The organism is Ruegeria aquimaris (assembly GCF_025751555.1).
In the GTDB taxonomy this organism is placed as follows: Bacteria; Pseudomonadota; Alphaproteobacteria; order Rhodobacterales; family Rhodobacteraceae; genus Ruegeria_B; species Ruegeria_B aquimaris.
Genome location: NZ_JAOWLB010000004.1, coordinates 334,947 through 359,731, shown reverse-complemented (window position 1 = coordinate 359,731; position 24,785 = coordinate 334,947). Strand labels below are relative to the sequence as shown.

The following is a 24,785-nucleotide window of genomic DNA, read 5'->3' as shown; positions in this document are numbered from 1 at the left end:
CGAAGGTGTCACACCGGACCTCCCGCTTTGGAAATGATGAAAAAAGTGGTAGGATTTGCGGTGCGCGGTCAGGGGGCGACCCCGCACATTCGCGTTGAATAAAAATTCCAAAGGGAAATTCGCACCAAATAAACATCAGGAGTGACCATGGCCATCATTTCGCAGCCCAGCGGCGACCCGTTCATTGTCAACCCGGACCCTGCGGGATTTCAGGAACACGCGAAATCGGCCAGCCTGACAAACGGTTACGTCATCGCCTGGCGCGATGTCGATGACACGCTCAGCAATCATCGCATTCTGGCGCGGATGTACGATGCCGACGGAACGCCCGGCCCGGCATTCGAGGTCCTCGACGACACCAGCGGTCTTGTCCCGGAAATGTCTATTGTCGCCTTGTCCGACGGCGGGTTCGTGCTGTTTCAGACCAGTTTCGGCGTTGACGGCTCTGTCACCGGCATCGAAGGTCAGCGCGTGGATGCCAGCGGCACGCTTCAGGGCGATCCGTTCACGGTCAACGCGACCACCAACAGCCTGCAACAATACCCGGACGCCGTTTTGCTCAGCAGCGGCAACCTCGCGGTTGTCTGGGATAGTTTCGTTTTTGACGACAGGTTCAGCTATGGCATCGCGGCGCAGGTGCTGCCGGCCACCGGTCCCGGCAGCGATCCGGACATTGTCGTCAACACGACCACCGAAAACGGGCAGACCGATGCCAGCATCGCGGCCCTGACAACCGGCGGCTTTGTGGTGGCTTGGGTGTCCGCCGGCCAGAATGCGGGCGTTGACGGGATTTACGCCCAGCGGTTCGACTCGTCCGGTGCCAAGGTCGGGGCAGAGTTCCTTGTCAGTGCCGAGCCCGGTAATGTTGGCGCGGCGACACCCGAGGTTGTCGCCCTTCCGGATGGCGGATTCGCGGTGTTCTTCAAGCAATCGGAGAATACCCCCGGCCTTGGGTTCACGGCGGAAATCGCCGGGCGCTTCTACGCATCCGACGGTACGCTTGTCGGCAGCCAGGTGCGTGTCGACAGCATCGAGGACCTCTCGGTGCAATATCCCTCCGCGACCCAGCTTTCCAATGGCGACGTTCTGGTCATGTGGCACTCGTCCGGCATACGTGGAAGCGCGCATCCGCCCGGCCTTTATGTTCAACGGTTCTCCCCTACCGGAGAAAAGATCGGCGGCGAAGTTCTGGTCAGCGATGAGGTTCTGCTCGACAGTTTTGGACACTACCTGACGGCATTGCCCGACGGATCGGCCCTCGCCACCTGGACCACGTCCTCCGGAAGCGGCCCGGTTTGGGACGAGGTGTCAGCCCAGCTTCTCACATCGGTCGAAGTATCGGATGGGCCCGAGCCGATCTTCCTCGTGGGAACACCTGGTGCCGATACGCTTGATGGCGGAGCGGCGAACGATTCACTCGAGGGTCTGGCAGGCAACGACCTGCTGCGGGGATTCGAGGGCAATGACAGTATGGATGGTGGTCTGGGCGCCGATACGCTCAACGGCGGCGATGGCGATGACATCATCATCGGCGGCCCGGGTGAGGGCGACCTGCGCGACGTGATCTTTGCCGGTGAAGGCAATGACAGCGTCGATGCGGGCGCGGGCAATGACCAGGTTTTTGGCCAGGGCGGCAACGATACCATTGCGGGCGGCTTTGGCGTCGATGAAATCCAGGGTCAGGACGGTGACGACGTCATCACCGGTTCTGCGTTCAGTGACCTCGTGTTCGGCGGCGCCGGGAATGACTTCGTCAATGGCGGCTTCGGCCATGACCGGATCAACGGCGGCGACGGGGCGGACAAGTTCTTCCATGTCGGTGTCGAAGGACATGGCTCGGACTGGGTGCAGGATTACAGTTCTGCCGAGGGGGACGTGCTCCTGTTCGGCAACACGACCGCCACCCGTGCCGACTTCCAGGTGAACTTCGCGCATACGGAAAACGCCGAGGGCGAACGTGCGGGCGACGATGCCGTACAAGAGGCCTTCGTGATCTATCGCCCTACCGGCCAGATCATGTGGGCGCTGGTCGATGGCGCGGGGCAGGACAGCATCAACCTCCAGATCGGCGCCGAGGTCTTCGACCTCTTGGCTTGAAGTCTGGCTCCGGCGCCCGGGGAGGGCGGCCGATGTCCGCCTTTCCCGCCCGTCCCGAAGGGCGGGAAAGGCTCCGGAGGGGTGTACAAAACGGTCAATCCGGGGCCAAAGCCGTGTACAAAACGGTCAATTCGGGCGGCGCGGCCCTCAGGCCCGGTAAAACAGGTAGCGTTCCGGCGGGATGCTGTCGGGCCCCTTGATCTCGGTGAACCCGACCAGCGGCTGGCCCGAGATGATCAGCCCGCCGGGGACCATCACCCGGGCGATCAGCGGCGACAGCCGGGCCGCCTCCGCCACGTCTTCCTCTTTGATTCCCATACCAAAATCGTAATGCGCCAGCACGATAGGCACGCCTTCGGACGCCAGCCTTTCCAGCATCGGTTCGGCCTCGCCCATCAGGAAATCCGCCTCGGGCGGCGTGCAGGAGGGATGGCATTGCAGCACCCGGTCCATCACCCGGATCCGCCGCCCCGGCAACACCTCGCGCAAGTGATCATAGGTCCGCCCATTGCCCAGACCCATGTCCAGAACCTCGCCGGAAAGTGTCTCGATCTGGGCCGCGGCCCAGTTCAACCCGTCCCGTTGGGCGGTCAGTCGGCGCAGCATGGAATCCAGTCTACTCATTGTTTTTCCTCGTCTTTTTCCATGATCCAGGGGCGCGCGGGTCCGTTCATCAACCGGCTCAGCAGGGCTTCGGTAAAGGCCCAGATCGCCGCGTCATGCACCAGGTGATGGGTCAGGATACCATAGGGTTCATCATTGTCGGCACGCCCCTCGCGGCGGTCGCCCAACTGGTCCGTGACCTGCGCGATCAGCCGTTGCGGGTCGAGCAAGCTGCGGCTGCCGCGCCAGTCGATCGGATCGAGATGGGTGTTGATCTGGCAGAGCCCCGCCACCGGCTCGGCGCGTTTGCGCGGGGTCGCTGTCGAAACCACCCGGTAGCCAAGCCCCGGCAGTTCCTCCACAATCTCCGGCGCGATCCGGTTCCACGGCGGCACGAACATCGGACGCAGGGCCGGACCAAAGAGATCCCGCAGCCGCGCCAGCCCCTGGCGCGCTTCCGACAGAATCGCCGGCATAGGTCTATGTAGCTGAAACTCCGCCTTTTTTTCGCCACTTGGTGCATGGTTGCGATGCGCCCATCCGTGCACGACGGGGATCAGGGCCGGGCGTCTTTCGACCATTTCAGCCAGCGCCCACTCGGCCGGTTCCGGGATCACCGCGATGTGGACAGGCATGTTCAGCCGCTCCGAAAGCATGGTCAGACGGTCCAGCTCGGGCGTGACCTGAACCGCGTCGTCGTCCCGCCACCAAAGCGGCAGGATCAGTCCAGCCTTTTGCCAGCGGCTCAACTCATCTTCCAGCGGCGACCAGTCGGGGGTCATCGTGCGGCCTCCAATTCTTCGGCGATCCGCACGCTTTCGGCGGCGCCGTCGAACTTTAGTTCGCTGCTGTCGCGCGGCGGGTCGCACATTACGTTCAGCAAGGCGCGCTCCAGGTTTTCTGCTTTCAGATCAACGCTTTCCACCACGGCAAAGCCCGGCATCCCGGACAGGGCGCGGGCGCGCAGGCCCTGTTCGACCTCCTTGCCATCGTCAAACGGGACAATGACCGAGGGCGTGCCCGCCTGCATCAGATCCAGCGCTGTGTTGTAGCCGCACATGCTGACCGAGGCCGCGGCTTCGTAGAGCATGGACCGGAAATCGGGCCGGGCCGGTTCGGCGAGAACCGACGCATCCGCCGCCAGTGCCTGCAATTCAGCCGCGCGCGCGGATGCGTCCGCGCCACCAACCAACAGACGCCAGCGCCTGTTGGTCATCTTTCGCGCGGTCTCGATGGCCGCGTGAAAGATAGGCTTTCCCACCGGCCCGCCCCCGGCGCTGACGATGATCTCGCCCTTGCCCGCATGCGCAGGATGCGATCCGGCAGCAGGCGGCGCGACATAGCCCGTATAGCGCAGCTTTCTCGCCAGTAGCGGCGTCACCGGCCAGCTGACCTCCAGCCGCGTGGCGGAGGGGTCGGAATGCACCAGCACCGCGTCGAAATAGCGTTCGACCACCGTCTCGGCCTCCTCGGCCTTGGCGGGTTTGGAGGGGGGCGCGAGGATATCGCGGATCGAACTCAGCACCACCGGAGGTGGCTGGTGTGACTTGGCTGTCTCCAGCAAGGCCAGGAACTCCGCCTTCAGGCTGCGGCGGCCAAAGGGGTAGAGTTCGGTGATCAGCACGTCCGGGTGGAACCTCCTGAACTCCTCCATCAGTGCGGCCTGCCGTGTGGCAAGAAAGGACGTGTCGGCGGGCGCCCCGCTGTCGGTCAGCAATCGGGTGAAGTCCACCCCATCCGACCGCAGCGGCGGCAGCTGGCACAGGTCAAGGCCCGTGTGATCCAGCTGCGGCGCGGGCATCCCGCCCGAGACCACGCAAACCCGGTGCCCGGCACCGGCAAAGGCGCGGCCGAGCGTCAGCGCCCGGCTCAGATGCCCGGTTCCCAACAGGTGCGTGACGACGATCATGACCTTCATGCGTGCGCCTCTCGCGGTATCAGGCGAACCGGCTCTTCCCATACGCGCATCGGATCAAGCTCGACCACGAAGAGCCGGTTGCGCTTGATCTTGAACGGGGCCGGTCCGGCAAATTCCCAGCCATGGGCCATGGCCAGGATGACGCGCATGATACCGATATGACACACCGCGACATTGTCGCCGCTCAGGGTTCTCAGCCAACCTTGCAAACGGTTGCGCAGTTCCGCCGGGCTTTCGCCGCCGGGTGGACGATAGTCCCAGCCCCAATCCTCGATGTGGCGAAACCCGCTGCCGGGGATGTCCAGCAGGTCGCGGCCGCGCCGGCCTTCCCACTCGCCCCAGTCCATTTCTATCAGGGCATCGTCGCAGCGGGGCGCGCGCCCGGCAACAAGCCGGGCCGTTTCGGCGGCGCGGAGCAGGGGGCTTGCCCACAAAGCGGCCTTGTCCCATGGGGCTGGCAGGCACAGGCCTGCCAGATCCTGTCGCGCCTGATCGTCGAGCGGAATGTCGCTGCGGCCCTGAATCCGGCCGGCGCGGTTCCACTCGGTGTGACCATGACGAAGCAGGGCGAGACGAGCCATCAGGTGCGCTCCAGCAAGGGGCCGACAGCCTGCCAGAAGATATCGGTGGCAGCCGGGACGAGGTGACGGTCAGAGATCCGCTTGCGGGCCTGCGCGCCGGTTCTGCGTCGCAGGGCGGGATCCTGTAACAGCCGGTTCAGCATCATGGCCAGCGCCTGTGCGCCCTCTGTGGGGGCGGGATAGGGTGGGCCGGGCAAGAGCACATCGCGCACGCCGGGCCGGTCCTGGGCCACCACCGGCAGCCCGGCAGCCTGCGCCTCCAGATAGACCATGCCGAATGCCTCGTTGACGCCCGGCCAGAAAAACACCGAGGCGCGGTCATAGGCCGATTGCAGCGCCGCCCGGTCAAGTTGGCCCAGGAAGCGGACACGTGATCCGAACGGGGCCATCAAGGCTTCGACCTCGGCCCGCGCGGGACCGTCGCCTGCGATCTCCAGGCTCCAGCCCGCGTCGAGAAGGGGCAGTGTTTCGGCGATCAGCCGGTAAGAGGTCAGCTTGTCGCCCGCGCGCATCATCCCCACGGTCAGGATCGGCCCACCGTGCGGGCCCTCCGGCGGCAACTTGTCCAGCGGGAGAAATGGCGGCAGTTCGACCAGAACCTGGGCGCCGAACCGTTCGCGCTTCAGGGTGATCAGGTCATTGGCTGTCAGATAGAAGATGACCCGCGCCGCATCGCAGGCGTCATGCGCTGCCTGCGCAAACCCGGCCCAGGGGCCGGTCAGGCGGCTGGTGGCCCGCGTGCTTTCGATCTGGACATAGGGCAGTCCGCGTGCGGCACAGACAGCCGGGCCGATCAGGTCCGGCGCCTTATAGTAGTTGTGATAAGTTACCCAGAGGGCGCAATCCGCGGGCAACGCGCCTGCCAGGCGCGCGACCTCGGCCTCGGCCTCGCTCCGCAAACGAGCCTGAATCTCTTCGGAGCCAGCCTTGTCATGGCTGCGGAACTCCGACACCAGGTCGACCCTATCCCCGCGCGCGCCGATCATGCGCATCAGGTTGCGCGCCATTTCCCGATCACCCGAAGGAACCGGGCTGAGCGGCGATTTCATCGGGGCGTAAAAGGCGATGCGGGCCATGTCAGCCTGCGTCGCAAAGCGCGGTCAGCCGCCGGGACAGTTGGGCGATACCCGGGGGCATGGTGAAATCCGAGAGCAGCCGGGCGCGGGCGGCTTCGGCCATGTCTGCGGTCCGGTCCGGCTCGGTGGCCAGAGCTGCGATGGCGCGGGCCAATGCCTCGGGCGTGTCCGGCGTCAGGCTGCCATGCACCCCATCGGTGATGAATTCAGGGATCGCCGAAACCGGTGTGCTCAGGATCGGAAGCCGTTGCGATGCAGCCTCCATCAGCACGTTGGGCAACCCGTCGCGGTCGCCGTCGGCGGCGATGCGGCTGGGCAGCACGAAGAGATCGGCGGCACGCATGGCCGCGATCACCTCGGGCTGGTCGCAGGCGCCGCGCCAGGTGATGCGCCCGGCGACGCCCGCCGCGCGCGCCTGGGCCTCCAGCGCGGTCTTGTCGCCGCCCCCCCCGATATGGACCCAGCGCCAGTCCAGCCCGGCGGGCAGCAGGGCAAAGGCGGCGATCAGCCGGTCAAAGCCCTTCTTCTCGACCAGTCGGCCAACCGACAGCATCTTGAACGGCTCTCCATCCGCGCGTGCGCCCCGTTCAGGTGGGGCTGGAAACCGTGTCAGGTCAAGCCCGTGATAGACCAGATCGACCCGGTTCGGGTCGTCGGCCAGCGCCCGCAGATGTTCGGCCCCGATTGCGGTACAAGTTGCGCCAAAGGCGGCGCCATGGCTGTCGGCGCGCAGCTTCTCGGCCTTTTCCCACTCGGGCGAGGTCCAGATGTCCTTGGCATGGGCCGAGAAGCTCCAGGGCAGGCCGCGCATGATCGCCGCATAGCGCGCGACGGACGAGGGGGTATGCATGAAATGCGCATATAGCCCGCGTGTCGAAGCGGGAAGTTCGGCGGCCAGAACGCAAGCCTGCCCGAACCGGCGGATACGGTTGGGCGTGCGGTCGCGGGCCAGATCGGCCCGCCACACGCGGTAAGCCTCGGCATAGCCGGGCAGGGCCCGGGCAGCGGCGCGCCCGCGCCAGACCCGCTCGGGCTCCTGATACAGGTATTCGGGCAGATAGCGCACCTTGGCCTGCAACCGCTCGTGCAGCGGGTGGCGTTTCACATCGGTCGGATGGCGCAGCGACCAGATGTCGAACGCATGCCCGGCCTCTTCCAGCGCCACCAGCTCCTGCGCGATGAAGGTTTCGGACAGCCGTGGCCAGCCCTTGACCAGCACCGCCAGTTTCGGGGTATCGGCGGTCATTCCGCGGCTTGGTCCTTGGCCCCGCGCAACAGGGCATCGACCCTGCGTGTCACATAGTCCAGCCCGTCGAGCAGTCCGTCGCCGATCGCCTGGCTTGGCAAAGGCTGGTTGGGCAGGTTACGGATGGCGCGGATCATCGATGTGGCCGTCAGCCCATCGCGACTTTCATCCAGCATGCGTACCAGACCCAGTTCCTCGGCACGGCTGGCCCTGATCCACTGTTCCAGGCGCGGCACGGTGCGCGGCACGATAACCGCCCGCTGGTCAAACGAGAGAACCTCGCAGAACGTGTTGTAACCGCCCATGCAGACGACCCCTTCGGCGCCTGCAAAGAGCGTCTCGATCTGGCTCTCGAAGCCAACGGCCGTGACCCGGCCATTCAGCGCGGCAACGCGCCGTTCAAACTCGACCCGGGTATCGCCGGACAGGAAGGGACCATATACCAGCACCGCGCGCGGCGACAGGTCGGGGTCCTGCTCATAGGCCGACAGGACGAGGTTGACCATCGCTTCGCCATCGCCACCACCACCTGGGGTGATCAGCACATACGGCTGTTTCGGGGGGGTGCCCACGGGCCCAAGGTCGCGCCGCAAATAGCCGGTCCAATGCATCCTGGCCTGTGCCGTCTGGCTCAGCGGCAGCCCCGCAGTCGGGTCGTAGACCGAGCGCAGCCCGTAAACCCAGATCTCGTCATAGTACCGTTCGGTGGCCGTCACCGCGTCCTTGCGGGCCCATTCGGCGGCCAGAACCTCGGGTTCGTCCAGCACGTCGCGCAGCCCAAGCACAAGACGGGCGCGCCCCTTGGCCAACAGCATTTCCAGTGTCGGCCGCAATTCGCCGCGAAAGCCGGTCGGTTCCTTGTCGACGATCAGAATATCGGGGTCATACCGTTTGGCCGCACTGCAAATCAGGTCGCTGCGCAGGTTGGTCACATCGTCAATGCCCATGCCCATGGTCTGCGAGACATAAGACCCATCCGAGCGTTTGGTCACGCCGGGCAGGCGCACATGGTCGACACGCCGGGGAAAGGTGAACCGCCCGGCGACAGGCGAGCCCGTGAGGATCAGCGCCGAGGCCGAGGGATCGGCCCCGGTGATGGCCGCGGCCAGCGCCCGGCAGCGCCGCAGGTGGCCCAGCCCGAATGTATCGTGGCTGTAGAGCATCACTCGCGGTGCACGAACGGTCTGATATGTCCTGCTCTCGCCCTGCATTGCTTTCGTCTACAGCCTCAGATCAGCGTCGGATTTTGGGAAAACGCCCTTGATATCGTACAAAACAGCACCGGGGCGGCCAAAGCCACGAATGGTCGCGGCGCCCATTTCTCGGAACTCCCGATGTGCCACGGCCACAATAATGGCGTCGTAGGCGCCATTTTCGGGCGTGGCCACGGGGGTCAGTCCGTACTCTTTGCGCACAGTACCCGCATCGACCCATGGGTCAAACACTTCTGTCGAAACAGAGTATTCCGCAAGCTCGGAAATGATGTCGGCGACACGGGTGTTGCGGATGTCGGCGCAGTTTTCCTTGAAGGTAAAGCCCAGAACCAGGACGCGGGCATGCCCCGGGTCGATCCGGCGCGCGATCAGCGCCTTGATCAACTGCTGCGCCACATGTCGGCCCATGTTGTCGTTGATCCGTCGTCCGGCCAGGATCACCTCGGGGTGATAGCCCGCCTGTTCGGCGCGGTAGGTCAGGTAATAGGGGTCGACCCCAATGCAATGCCCGCCCACGAGACCGGGCTTGAACGGCAGAAAATTCCACTTGGTCCCCGCCGCCTCCAGCACTTCGAGCGTATCGAGACCGAGGCGCGAGAAGATCAGCGAGAACTCGTTGACCAGCGCGATGTTCAGGTCGCGCTGAGTATTCTCGATCACTTTGGCGGCCTCGGCGGTGCGGATCGAACTGGCGCGGTGCACACCGGCCTTGACCACCGGGGCATAGATCGCCTCGACCCGGTCAAGCGTCTCGGCATCCTGGGCCGAGATGATCTTGACCACGTTTTCCATCGAATGTTCGGCATCGCCGGGGTTCACCCGTTCGGGCGAATAGCCCAGCTTTATCTGGGAATAGAGCTCCAGCCCGCTGCCTCGGGCCAGTTCCGAGCCGCAGACCTCTTCGGTGACGCCGGGATAGACCGTGCTTTCCACGATCACCAGGTCGCCGGGGGCGAGATGCGGTGCGATCATCCGGCAGGCACCCCGTAGCGGGTCCAGATCGGGGGCCTTGGCATCGGTGATCGGGGTCGGCACGCCGATGATGTAGACGGTGCAGTCGTGCAAATCGGATGCATCGCACGAGAAAATCGCCGTTGTTGCGGCAAGCGAAGCCTCGGACACCTCGCCGTTGCGATCGTGCCCGCGCCTCAGCGCCGCCACATGGGCCGCATCGGTGTCAAAACCCAAGGTCGGATAGCCGGCGCGCGCCAGCCCCAAAGCCAGGGGCAGGCCGACATAGCCCAGCCCGAGCACGGCAATCCGGTCTTGTGTGATCTGGCGCGCCATGCGTGACTACCCGGTATTTCGTTTTTTGTCCTGCCAACCACCGGGCGCTTCCGGTCGTTGCTGCCCTCTGGTGTTCCTCGGTCCGCAGGCAGCACCGTACTAGTCAAATCAAACTGTCTTGAAAACACGATTCTGACGTCCGCTTGGGCCGAGGCATTGCGGACGTGGCGATCCGTGCCCGAAACTTGCCATTTGAACGTGGTTGCGCAGTTATATAGGCTCTCGGGCAGTGCCAAGACCGGAAGCCGCCCGATGAATTCTCTGATCCTTCGTTTATGCCTGTTGTGTTTTTGCCTATTGGGCGTCCTTGTTTCTCCGGCTGTGGCGCAGGTATCGCTCTATTCCTCGTCCAAGACCGAGACGCCGTCTTCCGACCAGAGTGTGGCCGATGCGATCCGGTCCGCAACCGAGGCGGGGGCATCTGTCATCGTGATCGACAGTGCCGGACGGGTGGTCGGCGCCAGCGTCACGACACAGGAGGACGCCGAAAGCGCGGCGCGTGCCAATCCGATGGGCGACGGCTCGCAGCTGATGAAGGCGCAGTCGCGGGTTTCCGAATTTGTCGCGGCGCTGGAATCGCGTCTTGCCGCAATGCCGTATTCGGTTTTCGAAGTGCAGTACATCCTGCGCCAGACCAGCCCGGATGGTCGCATCATGACCTATCTCGAGGTGCTGGGTATCAACCTTGTGCTATTGCTGATCGGACGATGGCTGTCGGTCGAGATCTACGGCAAACGGATCGCGCGCAATTACGTGGTCTCCCGGATCAAGGAGGCACCGCAGGGCTATCGCGACAAAATGCCGTTTCTTGTCTTCCGGTTCGTAATGGGGATCGGCGGCACGCTGTTTGCGATGATCTTTGCCTTTATCATCGGCTACCTTGTCTTTGGCCGGACAGAAGATCTTTCCATCCAGTTCACCACCACGGCCATCTTCACCGCGTTTTTCCTGATCCGAACGGCATCGGATCTGTGGCGCATGGTGCTGTCGCCTTATCTCAGCCAATACCGGCTGCCGCCGTTTTCCGATCGCGATGCAAAACGGCTTTATATCTGGGCAGCGGTTCTTGCGGCCTATGACATTTCCACGGTCATATTTTCGACCTGGGTGGCGGATTTCGGGCTGAACTACAACGTTTATGCCATGGTCTATGGATCGCTTACCGCGGTGGGCGCCCTGGGCACCCTGCTGATGGTTTTGTTCAATGGCCGCGCGATTTCCAATGCCATCCGAGGCGGGCGGCGCAAGGAGGAGGTGTCATGGCTGTTGCGGCTGGTCTCGGTCGGCTGGGCGCCGGTGGTGATTGTCTACGTCACCTACAGCTGGCTGCGGCTGGCCTTTGATCTGGTGCTGGAGCGGCCCATTCCGGTGCCGCTGATGGCGGGCACCTATGGCATCTTCATGTCGGTCGTGGTCGCCTATGGCGCGATGAACTACCTGCTTGAGCGGTATTTCGACCGGACCCGACAGGTGAAGGAGCTGAATGCCGCCATGACCGAGGCCGAGGCGGCGGAGCTACAACCCGTTGCGGGGGCGGGGACGCAGAGACATTACATCGCCACATACGAGGATCTGGCCCGCCGTGTCGCCGGCATCCTTGCCTTTGTGGTCGGAACCTATGCTCTGGTCCTGATCTGGAACCCGGAAATGGACTGGACCAGCGATCTGCCCATCGACCGGGCGCTGGATGTGATGGTGATCATCTTCCTGGGCTATATCGTCTTTCACTTCTTCCGCATCTGGATCGACAGTAAGATCGCCGAAGAGACGGTGGATGTGCCCGAGGGCGAGTTGGGCGACGAGGGCGGCGGTACCAGCGCCAGCCGTCTCGCAACGCTGCTACCGCTGTTCAGGGGCGCGATCCTGGCGGTTGTGGTGGTCTCGATCGTGCTGATCGCTCTGATGGAGGTGGGGATCAATGTCAGCCCGCTGTTTGCCGGTGCGGGCGTGGTCGGTCTGGCGGTGGGGTTCGGTTCGCAAACGCTGGTGCGGGATATCTTCTCGGGCGCGTTCTTTTTGATCGACGATGCCTTTCGCAAGGGAGAGTATATCGATATCGGCGATGTCAAAGGCACGGTCGAGAAGATATCTGTCCGGTCGTTCCAGCTGCGCCATCACTTGGGTGCGCTGCACACCATTCCCTTTGGCGAGATCAAGGTGCTGACGAATTTTTCGCGCGACTGGGTGATCATGAAGCTGCCCTTGCGGGTGACCTATGACACGGACGTGGAAAAGGTGCGCAAGCTGATCAAGAACCTCGGGCAGGAATTGCTCAAGGATCCGGTGATCGGTGACAATTTCATCCAGCCGCTGAAAAGCCAGGGCGTGATCGAGATGCAGGATTCGGCGATGATCATCCGGGTCAAGTTCATGACCAAACCGGGCGATCAGTGGCTGGTGCGCAAGCGGGTCTATCAGGACATTCGCGAGCTTTTTGCGCGTGAGGGCATCAAGTTCGCCCATCGTGAGGTCACCGTGCGTCTCGCCGACGGTCAGGAGGCCGCCAACATGACCCCGCAACAGCGCGAGGCGGTGACCGGAGCGGTTCAGGCCGCGATTGACGAAGATGCCTTGGACGAGATGATGGATGACGACCGGTGAAGCTGACACGCCCGAGGTTTTTCGTCGAAAACCTCAGGCGCGTCGGAAGGGGTCCGGTCTGCATCAGCTGTAGGGGTCGAGGCTGTCGCGCAACCCGTCGCCCAGAAAGTTGAAGGCAAGCACGACCACCACGATGGGCAACATGGGGATCGCGGTCCAGGGATAGAGCTCGATGCTTGCCAGGTTCTGCGCATCGTTCAGCATCACCCCCCAGCTGACAGCGGGCGCCCGCAGGCCGAGTCCCAGAAAGCTGAGCGCGGTTTCACCCAGGATCATTGCCGGGATCGATAGCGTGGCGCTGGCGATCAGGTGCGACATGAAGTTGGGCAACAGGTGCCGCCGGATAACACGGCCTGAACTGGCGCCCATCATCTCGGCGGCGCGCACGTATTCCTCTTCGCGCAGCGAAAGGAACTTTGCCCGCACGGAACGGGCCAATCCCGGCCAGTCCAGAATGCCCAGGATTACCGAAATGATGAAGAACACCGCCACCGGCGACCAGTTCGACGGCACTGCCGCCGACAGCGCCAGCCACAGCGGCAGTTCCGGCAGCGAGCGCAGGATCTCGATCACCCGGTTGATCAGCCAGTCGGTCTTGCCGCCCAGATAGCCCGCGATCGAGCCGAACAGGATACCCAGGAAGAACGACACCGAAATCCCGATCAGGCCCACCGTCAGCGACAGTTGCGCGCCATACAGGATGCGGCTGAACACGTCGCGGCCCAGCCGGTCGGACCCCCACAGGAACAGGGTCGCCCCCTCTGGCGCGCAGAACAGATGCGTGTCGCTTTCGATCAGGCCAAAGAGTTTATAGCTGTCGCCCTTGCACAGGAACGGAATAGGCCGGGGGTCGCTTTCGTCCGGGACGAACTTCCACTGAAAGGTTTCCAGATCCGCCTCGGCGGTGATCGGATAGATGAAGGGCCCGATAAACTCGCCCTCATGCACCCAGCGCACGGATTGCGGCGGCGCATAAAGATGGTCGGCGTTGCGGTAGTTCGGCGAATAGGGGGCGATGAACCCCATGAAGGGCAGCAGCAGATAGCTCAACAGCAAAAAGACGCCCGAGACCAGGCCCAGCTTGTGGGTGCGGAACTTGCGCCAGACGAGGAGCCAGTTGGGTGCGTCCAGGTCGCGCCGCTCCAGCTCCAGGATCGACTGTTGCGGGTCGTATGGCGCATCATCGACAAAGCGCCCGTCGGGAAGATGGGTCATGCGTCGCGCCCCTCGTATCGAATGCGCGGGTCAAGCATGACCAGCAGGATATCGGAAATCATGGTGCCGATCAGGGTCAGCAGGGCCACGAACATCAGCACGAAGCCGGACAGGAACATATCCTGGGTCTTCAGCGCGGTGAGCAGGGTCGGGCCGATGGTCTGCAAGCCCATCACCACCGAGACCAGAACCGAACCCGAGACCATCGAGGGCAGCAGGTTGCCGATATCGGCCACGAACGGGTTGAAGGCGACCCGCAGGGGGTACTTGGCCAGCATGCGGCTTGGTGACATGCCCTTGGCGATGGCGGTTTCGACATAGGGTTTTCCCAACTCGTCCAGCATGTTGGCGCGCAGCCGCTGCATCATCGCCGAGGCGCCGGCGGTGCCGATCACGATGGTCGGCACGATCAGGTGCACCAGCACCGACTGGATCTTGGCCCAGCTCATCGGCTGGCCTTCGAACGCGGGGTCCATCAGGCCGCCGATGGGAATGTCGAGGTACTTGCGCCCGTAATAGTAGAGGATCAGTGCCAGCAGGAAGTTCGGTGTGGCCAGTCCCAGATAGCCCACGAAAGCCGAGGTGTAGTCGGCCCAGGTTCGCGCCTTGGCCGCCGCGATCACCCCCAGAGGCAGCGCCGTGGCATAGACAAAGACGACAGCGGCCATATTGACCAGCACCGTCAGCCACAGGCTATCGCCGACAATTTCGGCAACCGGACGGTCGAACTCGAACGACCAGCCGAAATTGCCCTGGATCATACCGGAAAACCCGTGCGGACCGGGCATGAAGCCCATCCAGATCATGTATTGTTCCCACAGGGCGCGGTCGAGCGCGTATTCCTTCCTGAGAAACTCGGCCTTGGCCACACCGGCGGATTGCCCCGACGCCTTAAGCTCGTTGATCTGGTTCGACAGATAGTCGCCCGGCGGCAGGTTGATGATGACAAAAACCAGAACCGACACCACCAACAGCGTCAGCAGCATGGTTCCAAACCGGTAAAACGAGTAGCGCAGGATTGCCATTCAGCCGGTTCCGTCAGTCCACGACAAAGAATTCATCCATCCGGTGCACGCCGAAATGCGCACCGGGGTCCCAGGCCCACATGCCCTTCTTGGGCACGTTGCGCATCCGGTTGGATACGACGATGGGCTGCGGCGCTTCGGCCAATATGCCGATACCGTAGACTTCGCTGGCGTGAATGGCCAGCATTTCGGTCCAGGCGGCCGCGCGCTGCGCATCGTCGGTCGCTGTTTCCCACATGGTCAGCAGTTCCATCAGGCGCTGGGCGGGCGGCAGGTCGGGCGGTTCTCCGACCTGGCCCGCCGTCTGATAGAACTGGCCCCATTTCGGCCAAGCCAGAAAGACCTGGTCCGTCGGCGCCAGATAGGCGGGCGACGTGTAGGTTTGCGGAATGCCGTTGTCCCAGCCGAACCAGACCGAAGCCATGGTGGTTCCGGCAAAGACACGGTTGCGCAGGATATCGCGGTCCAGCGGGCGCATGATCAGCTTTACACCGATCTCGCGCCAAGTGTCGGTCACGATCTGAAGCGCGTTCTCCACCTCCTGCCGCTCGCCCGCAGTTTCAATCACCAGCTCCATCGGACGACCGTCTGGCAACAGGCGGGTGCCGCTGCTGTCCCGCTTGTCCAGACCCATTTCATCCAGCAGCGCGTTGGCCTGCGCCGGATCAAACGCGGCCCAGGCGGTGCGGTTCTCTTCCTTGTAGAAGGGCGAGGCGGGCAGCACCGTCATCGCGCCAGGCTTGGCCAGTTTAAAAAACAGGGCCTGGTTGATCGACGCCCGGTCGATCGCCAGCGACAGCGCGCGCCGCAGGCGCACATCGCGCAAGATCGCGCGCCAGGCGTCGTCCTCATAGTTCAGGTTCGGGTAGATCGCGATTTGCGAGGCGACCCCGGTTTGCCACAAAACGGTCTTGTAGTTTCCCGTCGCTTCGCCCTTTTTCAGGATCGAGGCATCGCGGAAATCAAGCCCGCGCCCCTGAAGGTCGACCTCGCCGGCGTTGGATTTTGCGGCGACCAGACCGGGAGCCACGATCTCCATCTCGACGATGTCGATGTACGGGAGTTGCACCCCACGCGCGTCGATGCGGTGATAAAAGGGGTTGCGCACGAAGTTGTGGCGGATCTTCTTGCCCTCGCTGGCGTTGATCCAGGGTTGTAGCGTTGGCAAACGCGCATTGTCGAACTGGTACATGTTGTCCAGCTTGTTGTGCAGCGCGGCCCAGCTCTTGACCCTGTGCTCCTCGACTTCGGCGGCCAGCTTGGCCGGGTCGGCATAGTCTTCGTGATACTGTTTCAGGAACTCGGCGGGCCGATAGATGAACGGCGGGCTGGCCTGTGCGAGCGATTGCAGGAAGCTGGGGTTCTGGTCGTCCCACTCGTAGATCACCGTGGTTTCATCGGGAAAGCTCACGCGCGGCGGCTTGCCGTTCACCAGCAGGAAATCGGGCGGGCCTGCGGGGCTGAGAAGCGGATTGTTGGCGACATCCTTCCACCAGTATTCGAAATCGGCCGAGGTAAAGGCACTGCCATCCGACCATTTGTGGCCCTTGCGCATATGCAGGGTGAACTTGCGGTTTTCTTCGTTTTCGAACGCGTTGAGGATATCCGGCACCAACTCGTACTTGTCGTTGTAGCCGACCAGGCGGGCATAGCCATAGACCACCATCTGGCGGACGTCCTTGGAGCGGGTGATCATGGTGCGCATCACGCCGCCCTGCGTGCCGAATTCCCGGCCCTTGGCTTCGAGATCGACGATCAGGGGTTCTTCGGGGATACGCCGGTCGATCGGGGGCAGGTCGCCGGCCTGCACTTCGGGCTCCCAAAACGTTGTCTCCTGCAACGGTGGCAGCGATTGGGCGCCTGCCGATGACAGCCCGGCAAGCACCAGTGTCAACGCAAGCGAAAAGGATCGGCGGGGCAATTCAAACATGGCAACGTACCTTGTGTCCTGGCTCCAGTTCTACCAGCGAGGGTATCACGGAGTCGGTGAAACGGAAGGCTTCTGCCCAGGTGTCCGGGGACCCTGCGCCAAGCGCGACCAGTTTCAGGTTGATGGGGCGGTCAATATCCGGTTCGGGCTGCGCTGCGATCAGCGCCTTGGTATAGGGATGCTGCGGATTATGGAACAGCGTCTCGGGCGGGGCCTGTTCGACCACCAGCCCCTGGCGCATCACGGCCACCTCATCGGCGATCCGGGCCACCACGGCCAGATCGTGGCTGATGAACAGGTAAGACAGCTTCAGCGTTTCCTGCAACTGTTCCAGCAGGGTCAGGATCTGGTCCTGGACCGACACGTCCAGCGCCGAGGTCGGCTCGTCGCAGACGATCATCGACGGGTCGAGCATCATGGCGCGGGCGATGGACAGCCGCTGCCGCTGGCCACCGGAAAACGCATGTGGATAGCGTTTCAGCATGTCGGGGTTCAATCCCACCCGTGACAGCATCTCGGCGGCCCGCTCGCGTTGCTCGGCGCGGGTGCCGATCCGGTGAATCTCCAGTGGTTCGGTCATCGCGTCCTGGATGCGCATGCGCGGGCTGAGCGAGCTGAACGGGTCCTGGAACACCATCTGCGCCTGCCGCTGGAACGCGGTGCGCTGGGTGCGGTCCATCTTGTGCACGGTCAACGGGTCCGCCCCGGCCCGGGTCCGAAACAGCACCTCTCCGCCCGGGTCCGGCGGTTCCGCCCCCAGCGCGATCCGCGCCGCGGTGGTCTTGCCCGAGCCGCTTTCACCGACGATGGCCAATGTCCGGCCGCGCGGCAGCCTGAAATCGACCCCGCGACAGGCATAGATCAGCTTTTCGGCCTTCCATCCGCGTCCCGACCGCATGGTATAGGTCTTGGACACCGCTTTCATCTCAAGGATCAGATCCTCTTGCGACGGGGGCAAGCCAACGATCTGCGCATCCGGAATGGCGGGGGCCGCGTCGAACAGCTGTTGCGTATAGGGGTGCGCGGGCGCCCGCAGGATCGCGGCTGCGGTACCGCTTTCCATGACGCGGCCCTTGTGCATGACCACGACCTTTTCGGCCATGTTCGCCACCACGCCCAGATCATGGGTGACGAGGATCAACGCCATGCCCGTTTCGCGCTGAAGATCCTTGATCAGGCCCAGCACCTGCGCCTGGGTGGTCACATCCAGCGCCGTTGTCGGCTCGTCCGCGATCAGCAGATCAGGCTTGGCGACCATCGCCATGGCGATCATCGCGCGTTGCCGCATGCCGCCCGACAGTTCGAAAGGGTAGGAGTTATAGGCACGGTCCGGGTCAGGAAAGCCGACGCGCTCGAATTGCTCCAGTATCTCTTTCCGCGCTTGGCCCTCGCTGGCGCCGCGATGCAGCCACAGCACCTCGCTGACCTGGTTGCCGATCTTGTGCAGCGGCGACAGCGAGCGCATCGGCTCCTGAAAGATCATCGAGATACGGTTGCCGCGAATGCGACGCATCTGCCGCTCGCTGAGGTCCGATAGTATTGTCGTCCCGTCTTCGCCGTTCAGGATCACCCGGCCTGTGCGAATCTGGGCGGCCTTGGGAAGGATACGCAGAACCGCACGGCACGAGATCGTCTTGCCCGACCCGGATTCGCCGACGAGGGCAAGCGTTTCGCCCGGCATGACGTCGAAACTGACGCCCCGAACAGCCGGTTCCGCGGCGCCAAACCCGATGCTGAGGTTTTCGACAGACAACAAAGGGGTCATTCAGGTGTCCCACCCGACTGGCCAGAAAACGACATAATCTCTTCAATACCCCCAGCGGTCTTCTTTTTATAACAGCACTGTCGCGCGACCGGAGCCGGTTCGTCAAACCTCAATTTCAAGACTGACCTCACGAAAAAGCGATAATCTGTGCATCTTCGGCTACCATTGGCCCAAGCAATTTGGCATGAGGGTCGGCGCGGCCGCCACAGGCCTGTACCAAAGGGGAGAACATCGACGTGACCCGGACTGAGCAAAGCCGCCTGGACCTTTTCATCGACCGGATGGTGTCGCAGCGGGCCTGCCTGGATCACGCCATCGCGCTGACTGCCGCTATGAAGGGCCCGGTTTACGAGTTGGGTCTGGGCAACGGCCGAACCTATCACCATCTGACCCAGCACATATCTGGGCGCGATATCCTTGTCTTTGAACGCGCGGTCGCCTCGCATCCCGATTCCACCCCGCCCGATGACCGCCTGGTTCTGGGCGATATCCGAGAAACCCTTCCCGCCACGCTGGCCCGCTCGGGCCCGGTCGCCAGCCTGATCCATGCCGATCTGGGCGGCCATAACCGCGAAAAGAACGACAAGTTCGCGCGCATGATCTCGCCCCTTGTCGAACCGCACCTGGCGCCGGGCGGGCTGATGGTGTCGAGCGACCGGATGTATTTCGACGGGCTGGAGGAACTGCCGCTGCCGCCCGGCGCGGTCGAGGGGCGCTGTTTCATCTACCGACGCGGGTAACGCCGGGGTGATCTGCCGCAGGGTCACGCGCGCGTATCCCTAGGCGCGGGCGTGTCGCCGTGCCTATTCTGCCGCAAGCCAGAAGGAGACGCCTGCCATGCTGTTCTACGATTGCTCCACCGCGCCGAACCCGCGCCGCGCCCGCATGTTCATCGCCGAAAAAGGGCTGGCAATCGAAACCCGCGACATATCGATCGCCAAGGGCGAACAGCTGCTGCCCGCGTTCAAGGCCGTAAATCCGCGTGCGACAATCCCTGTTCTGGTGACTGACGAGGGCACGGTCCTGACCGAGAACCTCGGCATCGCCGCTTATCTTGAGGCGCGGTTCCCCGAACCGCCTTTGATGGGGCGCACGGCCGATGAAAAGGGTCTGGTGATGATGTGGAACGCGATTGCCGAGCAGCAAGGCGGGATGCCCGTCGCCGAGGCGCTGCGCAACTCTCATCCCGCGTTTGCGGATCGTGCCATTCCGGGACCGGCGAATTATGCCCAGATCCCGGAACTGGCACAGCGTGGGCTTGACCGGATCGGGCGGTTTTTCGACCTTCTGGAAGAGCGCCTGTCCGAAAGTCCCTATATCGCCTGCGACCACTTCACGCTGGCCGATATCTCGACCTTTGTCTTTGTCGATTTCGCGCGGGTGGTGAAAATGCGCGTGCCCGAGGGGCATACAGCCACGCGAGCCTGGTACGAGGCGATCAAGGCGCGACCCTCGGCTCAGAAATAGACCCCAGTCGAGCGACAGATGCTCGCGCCTGCCGTGATCTTTGGCCTTCCGGGGCTTTGGGCAAGGCAGGAACCGCTACCTGCACCGCACCGGATAGGTCGTTCGGAACGGCGCGTCAGCATAACGCTTGTCCGCCTCGAAGCAGGTCACCCTGCCGACCCCGTCCATCCACACCAGATGCGGATCGTAATAGATCTCGCCCTTGGTCTTGGACCACCGCATGGTTTCGAAATGCAGATGCACTAGCATTCCCAGAGCGCCGGTATCGCCCATGGTTGCGATCTGCTGACCCCGCGCCACGGGCTCGCCCTCTTGCGCGAGGCGCTGGTCCAGATGCTTGTACACCGTAAAAAGCCGCTCGCCATTCGGCGCCAGGCCATGGTCGATGACGATGCGATGCCCATAGGCGGGCTCGTAAAAGCTCTTGCTGACCTTGCCTGGGGCCGCCGCCAGAACCGGCGTTCCCCGCTTGCCCCAGATATCGATCCCCTGGTGGATCTTTTCGCCGTCATAGCGGAACTGTTCCGAGATATAGGGGGCATTCGGCGGCATGATCACCTCGATCTCCTCGGGAACAAGGTGGTCGTAATAGTCCGCGCTGCCGTATTTCTCGATGCCGATACAGGCGGTCAACATCAGAAGCAGCGACAGGATGCAGAGCAATCGCGCAGGTTTGGTCATGATAATCCCAGAACAGAAAATACCTGGGAATCTCAACATATCCGGCGTTTTCGGGCAAGTTGGAACGGGATTTTCAGTACTGTACATAAATGTCTAGACAGGTTTTCCGCTTGCCATTAGCCTGCCGACATCCAGTCAGGAGAGTCCGGATGAAGTCTCAGTATCGCGTTGTGGTCATCGGGGGTGGCGTGGTTGGCGCCTCTGTTCTCTATCATCTGGCCAAGTTCGGCTGGACCGATGTGGTGATGCTGGAACGGCGGCGCCTGGCCTCTGGTTCCTCTTGGCACGCGGCGGGCGGCATCCATGCGCTGAACGCCGATCCCAACATGGCGGCCTTGCAGGCCTATACCATCGACCTGCTGTCCGAGATCGAGAAGGAATCCGGCCAGAACATCGGGCTGCACATGACCGGCGGTCTGACACTGGCGGGCACGCCGGAACGCTGGGAATGGTTGCAGGCGAATTATCGCATCTTTCAGTCGATCGGCATCGACGATTGCGAACTGCTGACGCCGCAAGAGGCGCAACGGCGTTGCCCGATCATGTCGACCGACGGTGTTCTGGGTGCGATGTGGGCCGACCGCGAAGGCTATATCGACACCACAGGCACGGTGCAGGCCTATGCCACCGCCGCCCGCAAGCGCGGCGCGGAATACTACGAGGACACCAAGGTCGAGCGCCTGATCCAGACCGCCGATGGCTGGCAGGTGGTCACCGACAAGGGCACGATCACCTGCGAACATGTGGTCAATGCCGCCGGTCTCTGGGCCAAGCAGGTGGGCCGCATGGCGGGCGTCGAACTGCCGGTGTCGCCGCTGAAACACCATTACCTGATCACCGACACCGTGCCCGAGGTCGCGGCGGCGGAATTCGAAATGCCGATGACCGTCGATCTCGAAGGCTTCACCTATATGCGGCAGGATCAGAAGGGCATCCTGGTCGGTATCTACGAGATCAACCACGAACATTGGGCGATGGACGGCGCGCCGTGGAACTATGGCGAGGAGCTGTTCCAGGAACAGCTCGACCGGATCGAGAACGAGCTTATGCTGGGTTTTGCCCGCTATCCCTCGATCCAGGATGTCGGCATCAAGACCTGGGTCAACGGCGCCTTTACCTTTTCTCCCGATGGCAACCCGCTGGTCGGCCCGGTGCCGGGCAAACGCGGCTATTGGTCGGCCTGCGCGGTCATGGCGGGCTTCCTCCAGGGCGGCGGCGTCGGCAAGACGCTGGCCGAATGGATGATCCATGGCGAGCCCGAGGCGGATGCCATGTCGATGGACGTGGCGCGCTATGGCGACTATGCGCAGAACAAGCGCTACATCCGCGAGACCACCGGCCAGTTCTATTCGCGCCGCTTCGTGATGTCCTACCCGAACGAGCAGCTTCCGGCGGGTCGTCCGCTGAAAATGGCCCCCGCGCATGACGCCATGACGGCGGCGGGCTGCCGGTGGGGCGTCAGCTGGGATCTCGAGGTGCCGCTCTACTTCGCGCCGTCCAAGGATTTCGTCGAGAACCTTACGCTGAAACGCTCGAACGCGCATCCGATCGTGGCCGAGGAATGCCGGGTGATCCGTGAAGGCGTTGGCCTGATGGACATCACGGGCTTTTCCCGGTTCGAGGTCTCGGGACCCAACGCCGAAGCTTGGCTGGATAAGCTTTTTGCCACCAAGCTGCCCGCTCCGGGCCGCGCGCGCCTTGCCGTGATGCTCAGCGAGACGGGGCGCCTCAAGGGCGACTTGACCCTGCTCAACTGGGGCGACGGAACATGGTGGATCATGGGCTCCTATTACCTGCGGGCCTGGCATATGCGCTGGTTCAACGACCATCTCGACGATGGGGTGGCTGTCCGTGATCTGGGCGAGGAGATCTGCGGTTTTGCTCTTGTCGGCCCGAAATGCCGCGCTGTGATAGAGAAACTGGCCGAACAGGATATCTCGGCCCTGAAATTCATGGGCTGCGGCGACTTTGACATCGGTTTGGTCCGTGCCCGCGTCGCCCGAATGTCGGTCACCGGCGAGATGGGCTACGAGATCAACTGCCGCTATGGCGAGCACATCGCGCTGCGCCGGATGCTGCTGGAGGCCGGGGCAGGCGAGGGCATCCGCGAGGTGGGTTTCAACGCCTTGCTGTCGACCCGGATCGAAAAGAGCTTTGGTATCTGGTCGGCGGAATTCACCCAGGATCGCACCCCCGGCATGACCGCCATGGACCGCTGGATCGCCTGGGACAAGGGCGATTTCATCGGTCGCGACGCGGCCATCGCCGAGCGCGATGGCAATGGCCCGGCCCGGGTGCAGGTGACGCTGGAGGTCGACGCGGCCGACGCCGATGCCTCGGGCTATGAACCGGTCTGGGCGGATGGCAAGCAGATCGGCTTTGTCACATCGGGCGCCTATGGCCATTACACCGGCAAGTCGCTGGCCATGGCGCTGGTGGACAGGGACAAGGCACAGCCGGGTACAGCAGTCAGCGTGCATGTCGTGGGTGTCGAACGGCCCGCCGTGATCATCGCGCCGTCGCCCTATGACCCCGAGGGCAAGGCGATGCGCGGATGAGCGCGGGGCGACGGGGCAGGCGGGCACGGGCCGATGCCTCGGCCCCCGCCCGCAAGGTCGATTACCGTAACCTGCGAAACCCGTTCCCGCCGATGGCGGCCTTCTCTGACGACCGGATCGAGGCGCTGCACGAGGCATCGCTGACCGTTCTCGAAGAGCTTGGCATCAAGGTGCTGCACCCCGGCGCGCGCGACCTTTATCAACAGGGCGGTGCCCGCATCGACGGTGAGATGGTCTATATCGGCCGCGACATGGTCGCCGCCGCACTGGCCAGCGCACCGCACTCCTTTGCGCTGAAAGGCGCGGTACCTGAGCGGGATCTGACGATGGAACTCGGCTGGATGATGTTCCAGCCCGGTGCCGGTTGTCCGCATGCCACCGACCTGGCGCGCGGCCGCCGCCCCGGCACCATCGCCGATTTCCGCGAACTGGTACAGATCACCCAGAATTTCGACGTGCTGCACATGGTGCCGCCGCTGGTCGAGGCGCAGGACGTGCCGATGCACCTGCGCCACATGGCGATGACCGAGGTCGAACTGACCCAGTCCGACAAGGTTCCGTTCCTTTACGCGCGCGGTACGCCGCAGGTGATGGACGGGTTTGAGATGATCCGCGACTTTCGCGCCCTGTCCGACGTCGAGTTCCGCGCGCAAAGCTGGTGTTACACGATCATCAACACCAACTCGCCGCGCACCATCGACATGCCGATGGCGCAGGGATTGATCGACTTTGCCCGGCATGGCCAGTTGGCGATCATCACGCCCTTTACCCTGATGGGCGCGATGGCGCCGGTGACGGTGGCGGGCGCCATGACGCTCAGCCATGCCGAGGCGCTGGCCGCCATCACGCTCAGCCAGCTGGCGCAGCCCGGCGCGCCAGTCTGCTATGGCACTTTCACCAGCAATGTGGACATGAAATCGGGCGCGCCCGCCTTTGGCACGCCCGAGCATTTCACCGCCTCGCTGGTGGCGGGGCAACTGGCGCGGCGCATCGGCCTGCCCTGGCGCTGTGCTGGGGGCAGTGCCGCCAATATCAACGACGCCCAGGCCGCCAACGAGACACAGTTCGGCCTTTGGGGCTGCCTGCTGGCCGGGGCCACGGTGACGATCCATTCGGCGGGCTGGCTCGAAGGGGGGCTGACCGTCTCATACGAAAAGATCATCACCGATCTGGAGGTGCTGCAAATGGTGGCCGAGCTGTGCGCGGGCACGCCCTCCACCGATGCAGATATCGCGCTGGATGCCCTGCGCGAGGTGCCGCCGATGGGCCATTTCTTTGGCGCTGCGCACACCATGACCCGCTATCAGACCCAGTTCTACGAGCCGCTGGTAGGAGACTGGTCGAATTACGGCGCCTGGACCGAGCGCGGGGCAGTCGATGCCAATCATCGCGCCACTGGCATCTGGCGCGGGATCGTGGATAACTTCGAACCACCGCCCATGGACCCTGACCGGGTCGCGGCGCTGCAAGACTTCATCGCGCGCCGCACCGCCGCAGGGGGCGCGCCCCCCGAAAGCTGAG

Annotated in this window: 19 protein-coding genes; 6 read left to right on the top strand and 13 right to left on the bottom strand. The window is 63.5% G+C overall.

The genetic code is table 11. From position 1 onward, the window contains the following. Positions 1–147: 147 nt before the first annotated feature. A complete protein-coding gene (locus tag OE747_RS08850; RefSeq protein WP_263828240.1) occupies positions 148–2,097 on the top strand; it encodes a calcium-binding protein in 1,950 nt (649 codons plus the stop codon). A gap of 147 nt (positions 2,098–2,244) precedes the next feature. Here the strand turns inward: OE747_RS08850 and OE747_RS08845 are convergent, their stop codons facing one another. The 8 genes from OE747_RS08845 to OE747_RS08810 are packed head-to-tail and all read right to left on the bottom strand — an operon-like array spanning position 2,245 to position 10,022. Next, positions 2,245–2,721 (bottom strand): class I SAM-dependent methyltransferase, encoded by a 477-nt coding sequence (locus OE747_RS08845; protein ID WP_263828239.1) that lies wholly within the window; start codon positions 2,719–2,721, stop codon positions 2,245–2,247. Beyond that, positions 2,718–3,482: a polysaccharide deacetylase family protein gene (locus OE747_RS08840; protein ID WP_263828238.1), complete on the bottom strand. Its 765-nt coding sequence runs from the start codon at positions 3,480–3,482 to the stop codon at positions 2,718–2,720. Before OE747_RS08840 ends, OE747_RS08845 begins: the two co-directional genes overlap by 4 nt. Then, a complete protein-coding gene (locus OE747_RS08835) occupies positions 3,479–4,618 on the bottom strand; it encodes a glycosyltransferase family protein (protein ID WP_263828237.1) in 1,140 nt (379 codons plus the stop codon). The genes OE747_RS08840 and OE747_RS08835 overlap by 4 nt, the downstream gene beginning before the upstream one ends. Then, positions 4,615–5,199, bottom strand: a complete 585-nt coding sequence (locus OE747_RS08830; RefSeq protein ID WP_263828236.1) for a histidine phosphatase family protein — start codon at positions 5,197–5,199, stop codon at positions 4,615–4,617. The genes OE747_RS08835 and OE747_RS08830 overlap by 4 nt, the downstream gene beginning before the upstream one ends. Further along, the gene (locus tag OE747_RS08825; protein ID WP_263828235.1) at positions 5,199–6,275 is read right to left on the bottom strand and encodes a glycosyltransferase family 4 protein; all 1,077 of its coding nucleotides are present in this window, start codon (positions 6,273–6,275) and stop codon (positions 5,199–5,201) included. The genes OE747_RS08830 and OE747_RS08825 overlap by 1 nt, the downstream gene beginning before the upstream one ends. 1 nt (position 6,276) lies before the next feature. Beyond that, positions 6,277–7,521 carry a glycosyltransferase gene (locus tag OE747_RS08820; RefSeq protein ID WP_263828234.1) on the bottom strand — a complete coding sequence of 415 codons (1,245 nt, stop codon included), beginning with the start codon at positions 7,519–7,521 and terminating at the stop codon, positions 6,277–6,279. Further along, complete coding sequence (locus tag OE747_RS08815) at positions 7,518–8,732, bottom strand: glycosyltransferase family protein (RefSeq protein WP_318527297.1); 1,215 nt, start codon at positions 8,730–8,732, stop codon at positions 7,518–7,520. The genes OE747_RS08820 and OE747_RS08815 overlap by 4 nt, the downstream gene beginning before the upstream one ends. Positions 8,733–8,741: 9 nt before the next feature. Further along, positions 8,742–10,022 (bottom strand): nucleotide sugar dehydrogenase, encoded by a 1,281-nt coding sequence (locus OE747_RS08810; RefSeq protein WP_263828232.1) that lies wholly within the window; start codon positions 10,020–10,022, stop codon positions 8,742–8,744. Positions 10,023–10,274: 252 nt separating this feature from the next. On the opposite strand from OE747_RS08810, the gene OE747_RS08805 reads away from it, so the two are divergent. After that, the gene (locus tag OE747_RS08805; protein WP_263828231.1) at positions 10,275–12,623 is read left to right on the top strand and encodes a mechanosensitive ion channel family protein; all 2,349 of its coding nucleotides are present in this window, start codon (positions 10,275–10,277) and stop codon (positions 12,621–12,623) included. Between the two features lie 63 nt (positions 12,624–12,686). Here OE747_RS08805 and OE747_RS08800 read toward each other — a convergent pair whose 3' ends face one another. The 4 genes from OE747_RS08800 to OE747_RS08785 are packed head-to-tail and all read right to left on the bottom strand — an operon-like array spanning position 12,687 to position 18,558. Continuing rightward, positions 12,687–13,838: an ABC transporter permease gene (locus tag OE747_RS08800; protein WP_263828230.1), complete on the bottom strand. Its 1,152-nt coding sequence runs from the start codon at positions 13,836–13,838 to the stop codon at positions 12,687–12,689. After that, complete coding sequence (locus tag OE747_RS08795) at positions 13,835–14,863, bottom strand: ABC transporter permease (RefSeq protein ID WP_263828229.1); 1,029 nt, start codon at positions 14,861–14,863, stop codon at positions 13,835–13,837. The genes OE747_RS08800 and OE747_RS08795 overlap by 4 nt, the downstream gene beginning before the upstream one ends. 13 nt (positions 14,864–14,876) lie before the next feature. Beyond that, complete coding sequence (locus tag OE747_RS08790) at positions 14,877–16,793, bottom strand: ABC transporter substrate-binding protein (protein WP_263828228.1); 1,917 nt, start codon at positions 16,791–16,793, stop codon at positions 14,877–14,879. Continuing rightward, positions 16,786–18,558 (bottom strand): ABC transporter ATP-binding protein, encoded by a 1,773-nt coding sequence (locus tag OE747_RS08785; protein WP_263828227.1) that lies wholly within the window; start codon positions 18,556–18,558, stop codon positions 16,786–16,788. The genes OE747_RS08790 and OE747_RS08785 overlap by 8 nt, the downstream gene beginning before the upstream one ends. 236 nt (positions 18,559–18,794) lie before the next feature. Here OE747_RS08785 and OE747_RS08780 point away from each other — a divergent pair, with 236 nt between their 5' ends. Both OE747_RS08780 and OE747_RS08775 read left to right on the top strand, forming a co-directional pair. Continuing rightward, positions 18,795–19,298 (top strand): class I SAM-dependent methyltransferase, encoded by a 504-nt coding sequence (locus OE747_RS08780; protein WP_263828226.1) that lies wholly within the window; start codon positions 18,795–18,797, stop codon positions 19,296–19,298. 97 nt (positions 19,299–19,395) lie between these two features. After that, a complete protein-coding gene (locus tag OE747_RS08775) occupies positions 19,396–20,025 on the top strand; it encodes a glutathione S-transferase family protein (protein WP_263828225.1) in 630 nt (209 codons plus the stop codon). A gap of 75 nt (positions 20,026–20,100) precedes the next feature. Here the strand turns inward: OE747_RS08775 and OE747_RS08770 are convergent, their stop codons facing one another. Then, positions 20,101–20,706: a M23 family metallopeptidase gene (locus OE747_RS08770; protein WP_263828224.1), complete on the bottom strand. Its 606-nt coding sequence runs from the start codon at positions 20,704–20,706 to the stop codon at positions 20,101–20,103. Between the two features lie 149 nt (positions 20,707–20,855). On the opposite strand from OE747_RS08770, the gene OE747_RS08765 reads away from it, so the two are divergent. Both OE747_RS08765 and OE747_RS08760 read left to right on the top strand, forming a co-directional pair. Beyond that, positions 20,856–23,264, top strand: coding sequence for a GcvT family protein (locus OE747_RS08765; RefSeq protein ID WP_263828223.1), 2,409 nt, complete (start codon positions 20,856–20,858; stop codon positions 23,262–23,264). Next, positions 23,261–24,784, top strand: coding sequence for a trimethylamine methyltransferase family protein (locus OE747_RS08760; protein WP_263828222.1), 1,524 nt, complete (start codon positions 23,261–23,263; stop codon positions 24,782–24,784). The genes OE747_RS08765 and OE747_RS08760 overlap by 4 nt, the downstream gene beginning before the upstream one ends. The last annotated feature ends 1 nt before the right edge of the window (position 24,785 follow it).

Bases quoted from the DNA above. Each gene is read 5' to 3' on its own strand.
- OE747_RS08850 (WP_263828240.1), top strand. From the start codon at position 148: ATGGCCATCATTTCGCAGCCCAGCGGCGACCCGTTCATTGTCAACCCG.
- OE747_RS08845 (WP_263828239.1), bottom strand. From the start codon at position 2,721: ATGAGTAGACTGGATTCCATGCTGCGCCGACTGACCGCCCAACGGGAC.
- OE747_RS08840 (WP_263828238.1), bottom strand. From the start codon at position 3,482: ATGACCCCCGACTGGTCGCCGCTGGAAGATGAGTTGAGCCGCTGGCAA.
- OE747_RS08835 (WP_263828237.1), bottom strand. From the start codon at position 4,618: ATGAAGGTCATGATCGTCGTCACGCACCTGTTGGGAACCGGGCATCTG.
- OE747_RS08830 (WP_263828236.1), bottom strand. From the start codon at position 5,199: ATGGCTCGTCTCGCCCTGCTTCGTCATGGTCACACCGAGTGGAACCGC.
- OE747_RS08825 (WP_263828235.1), bottom strand. From the start codon at position 6,275: ATGGCCCGCATCGCCTTTTACGCCCCGATGAAATCGCCGCTCAGCCCG.
- OE747_RS08820 (WP_263828234.1), bottom strand. From the start codon at position 7,521: ATGACCGCCGATACCCCGAAACTGGCGGTGCTGGTCAAGGGCTGGCCA.
- OE747_RS08815 (WP_318527297.1), bottom strand. From the start codon at position 8,732: ATGCAGGGCGAGAGCAGGACATATCAGACCGTTCGTGCACCGCGAGTG.
- OE747_RS08810 (WP_263828232.1), bottom strand. From the start codon at position 10,022: ATGGCGCGCCAGATCACACAAGACCGGATTGCCGTGCTCGGGCTGGGC.
- OE747_RS08805 (WP_263828231.1), top strand. From the start codon at position 10,275: ATGAATTCTCTGATCCTTCGTTTATGCCTGTTGTGTTTTTGCCTATTG.
- OE747_RS08800 (WP_263828230.1), bottom strand. From the start codon at position 13,838: ATGACCCATCTTCCCGACGGGCGCTTTGTCGATGATGCGCCATACGAC.
- OE747_RS08795 (WP_263828229.1), bottom strand. From the start codon at position 14,863: ATGGCAATCCTGCGCTACTCGTTTTACCGGTTTGGAACCATGCTGCTG.
- OE747_RS08790 (WP_263828228.1), bottom strand. From the start codon at position 16,793: ATGTTTGAATTGCCCCGCCGATCCTTTTCGCTTGCGTTGACACTGGTG.
- OE747_RS08785 (WP_263828227.1), bottom strand. From the start codon at position 18,558: ATGACCCCTTTGTTGTCTGTCGAAAACCTCAGCATCGGGTTTGGCGCC.
- OE747_RS08775 (WP_263828225.1), top strand. From the start codon at position 19,396: ATGCTGTTCTACGATTGCTCCACCGCGCCGAACCCGCGCCGCGCCCGC.
- OE747_RS08770 (WP_263828224.1), bottom strand. From the start codon at position 20,706: ATGACCAAACCTGCGCGATTGCTCTGCATCCTGTCGCTGCTTCTGATG.
- OE747_RS08765 (WP_263828223.1), top strand. From the start codon at position 20,856: ATGAAGTCTCAGTATCGCGTTGTGGTCATCGGGGGTGGCGTGGTTGGC.
- OE747_RS08760 (WP_263828222.1), top strand. From the start codon at position 23,261: ATGAGCGCGGGGCGACGGGGCAGGCGGGCACGGGCCGATGCCTCGGCC.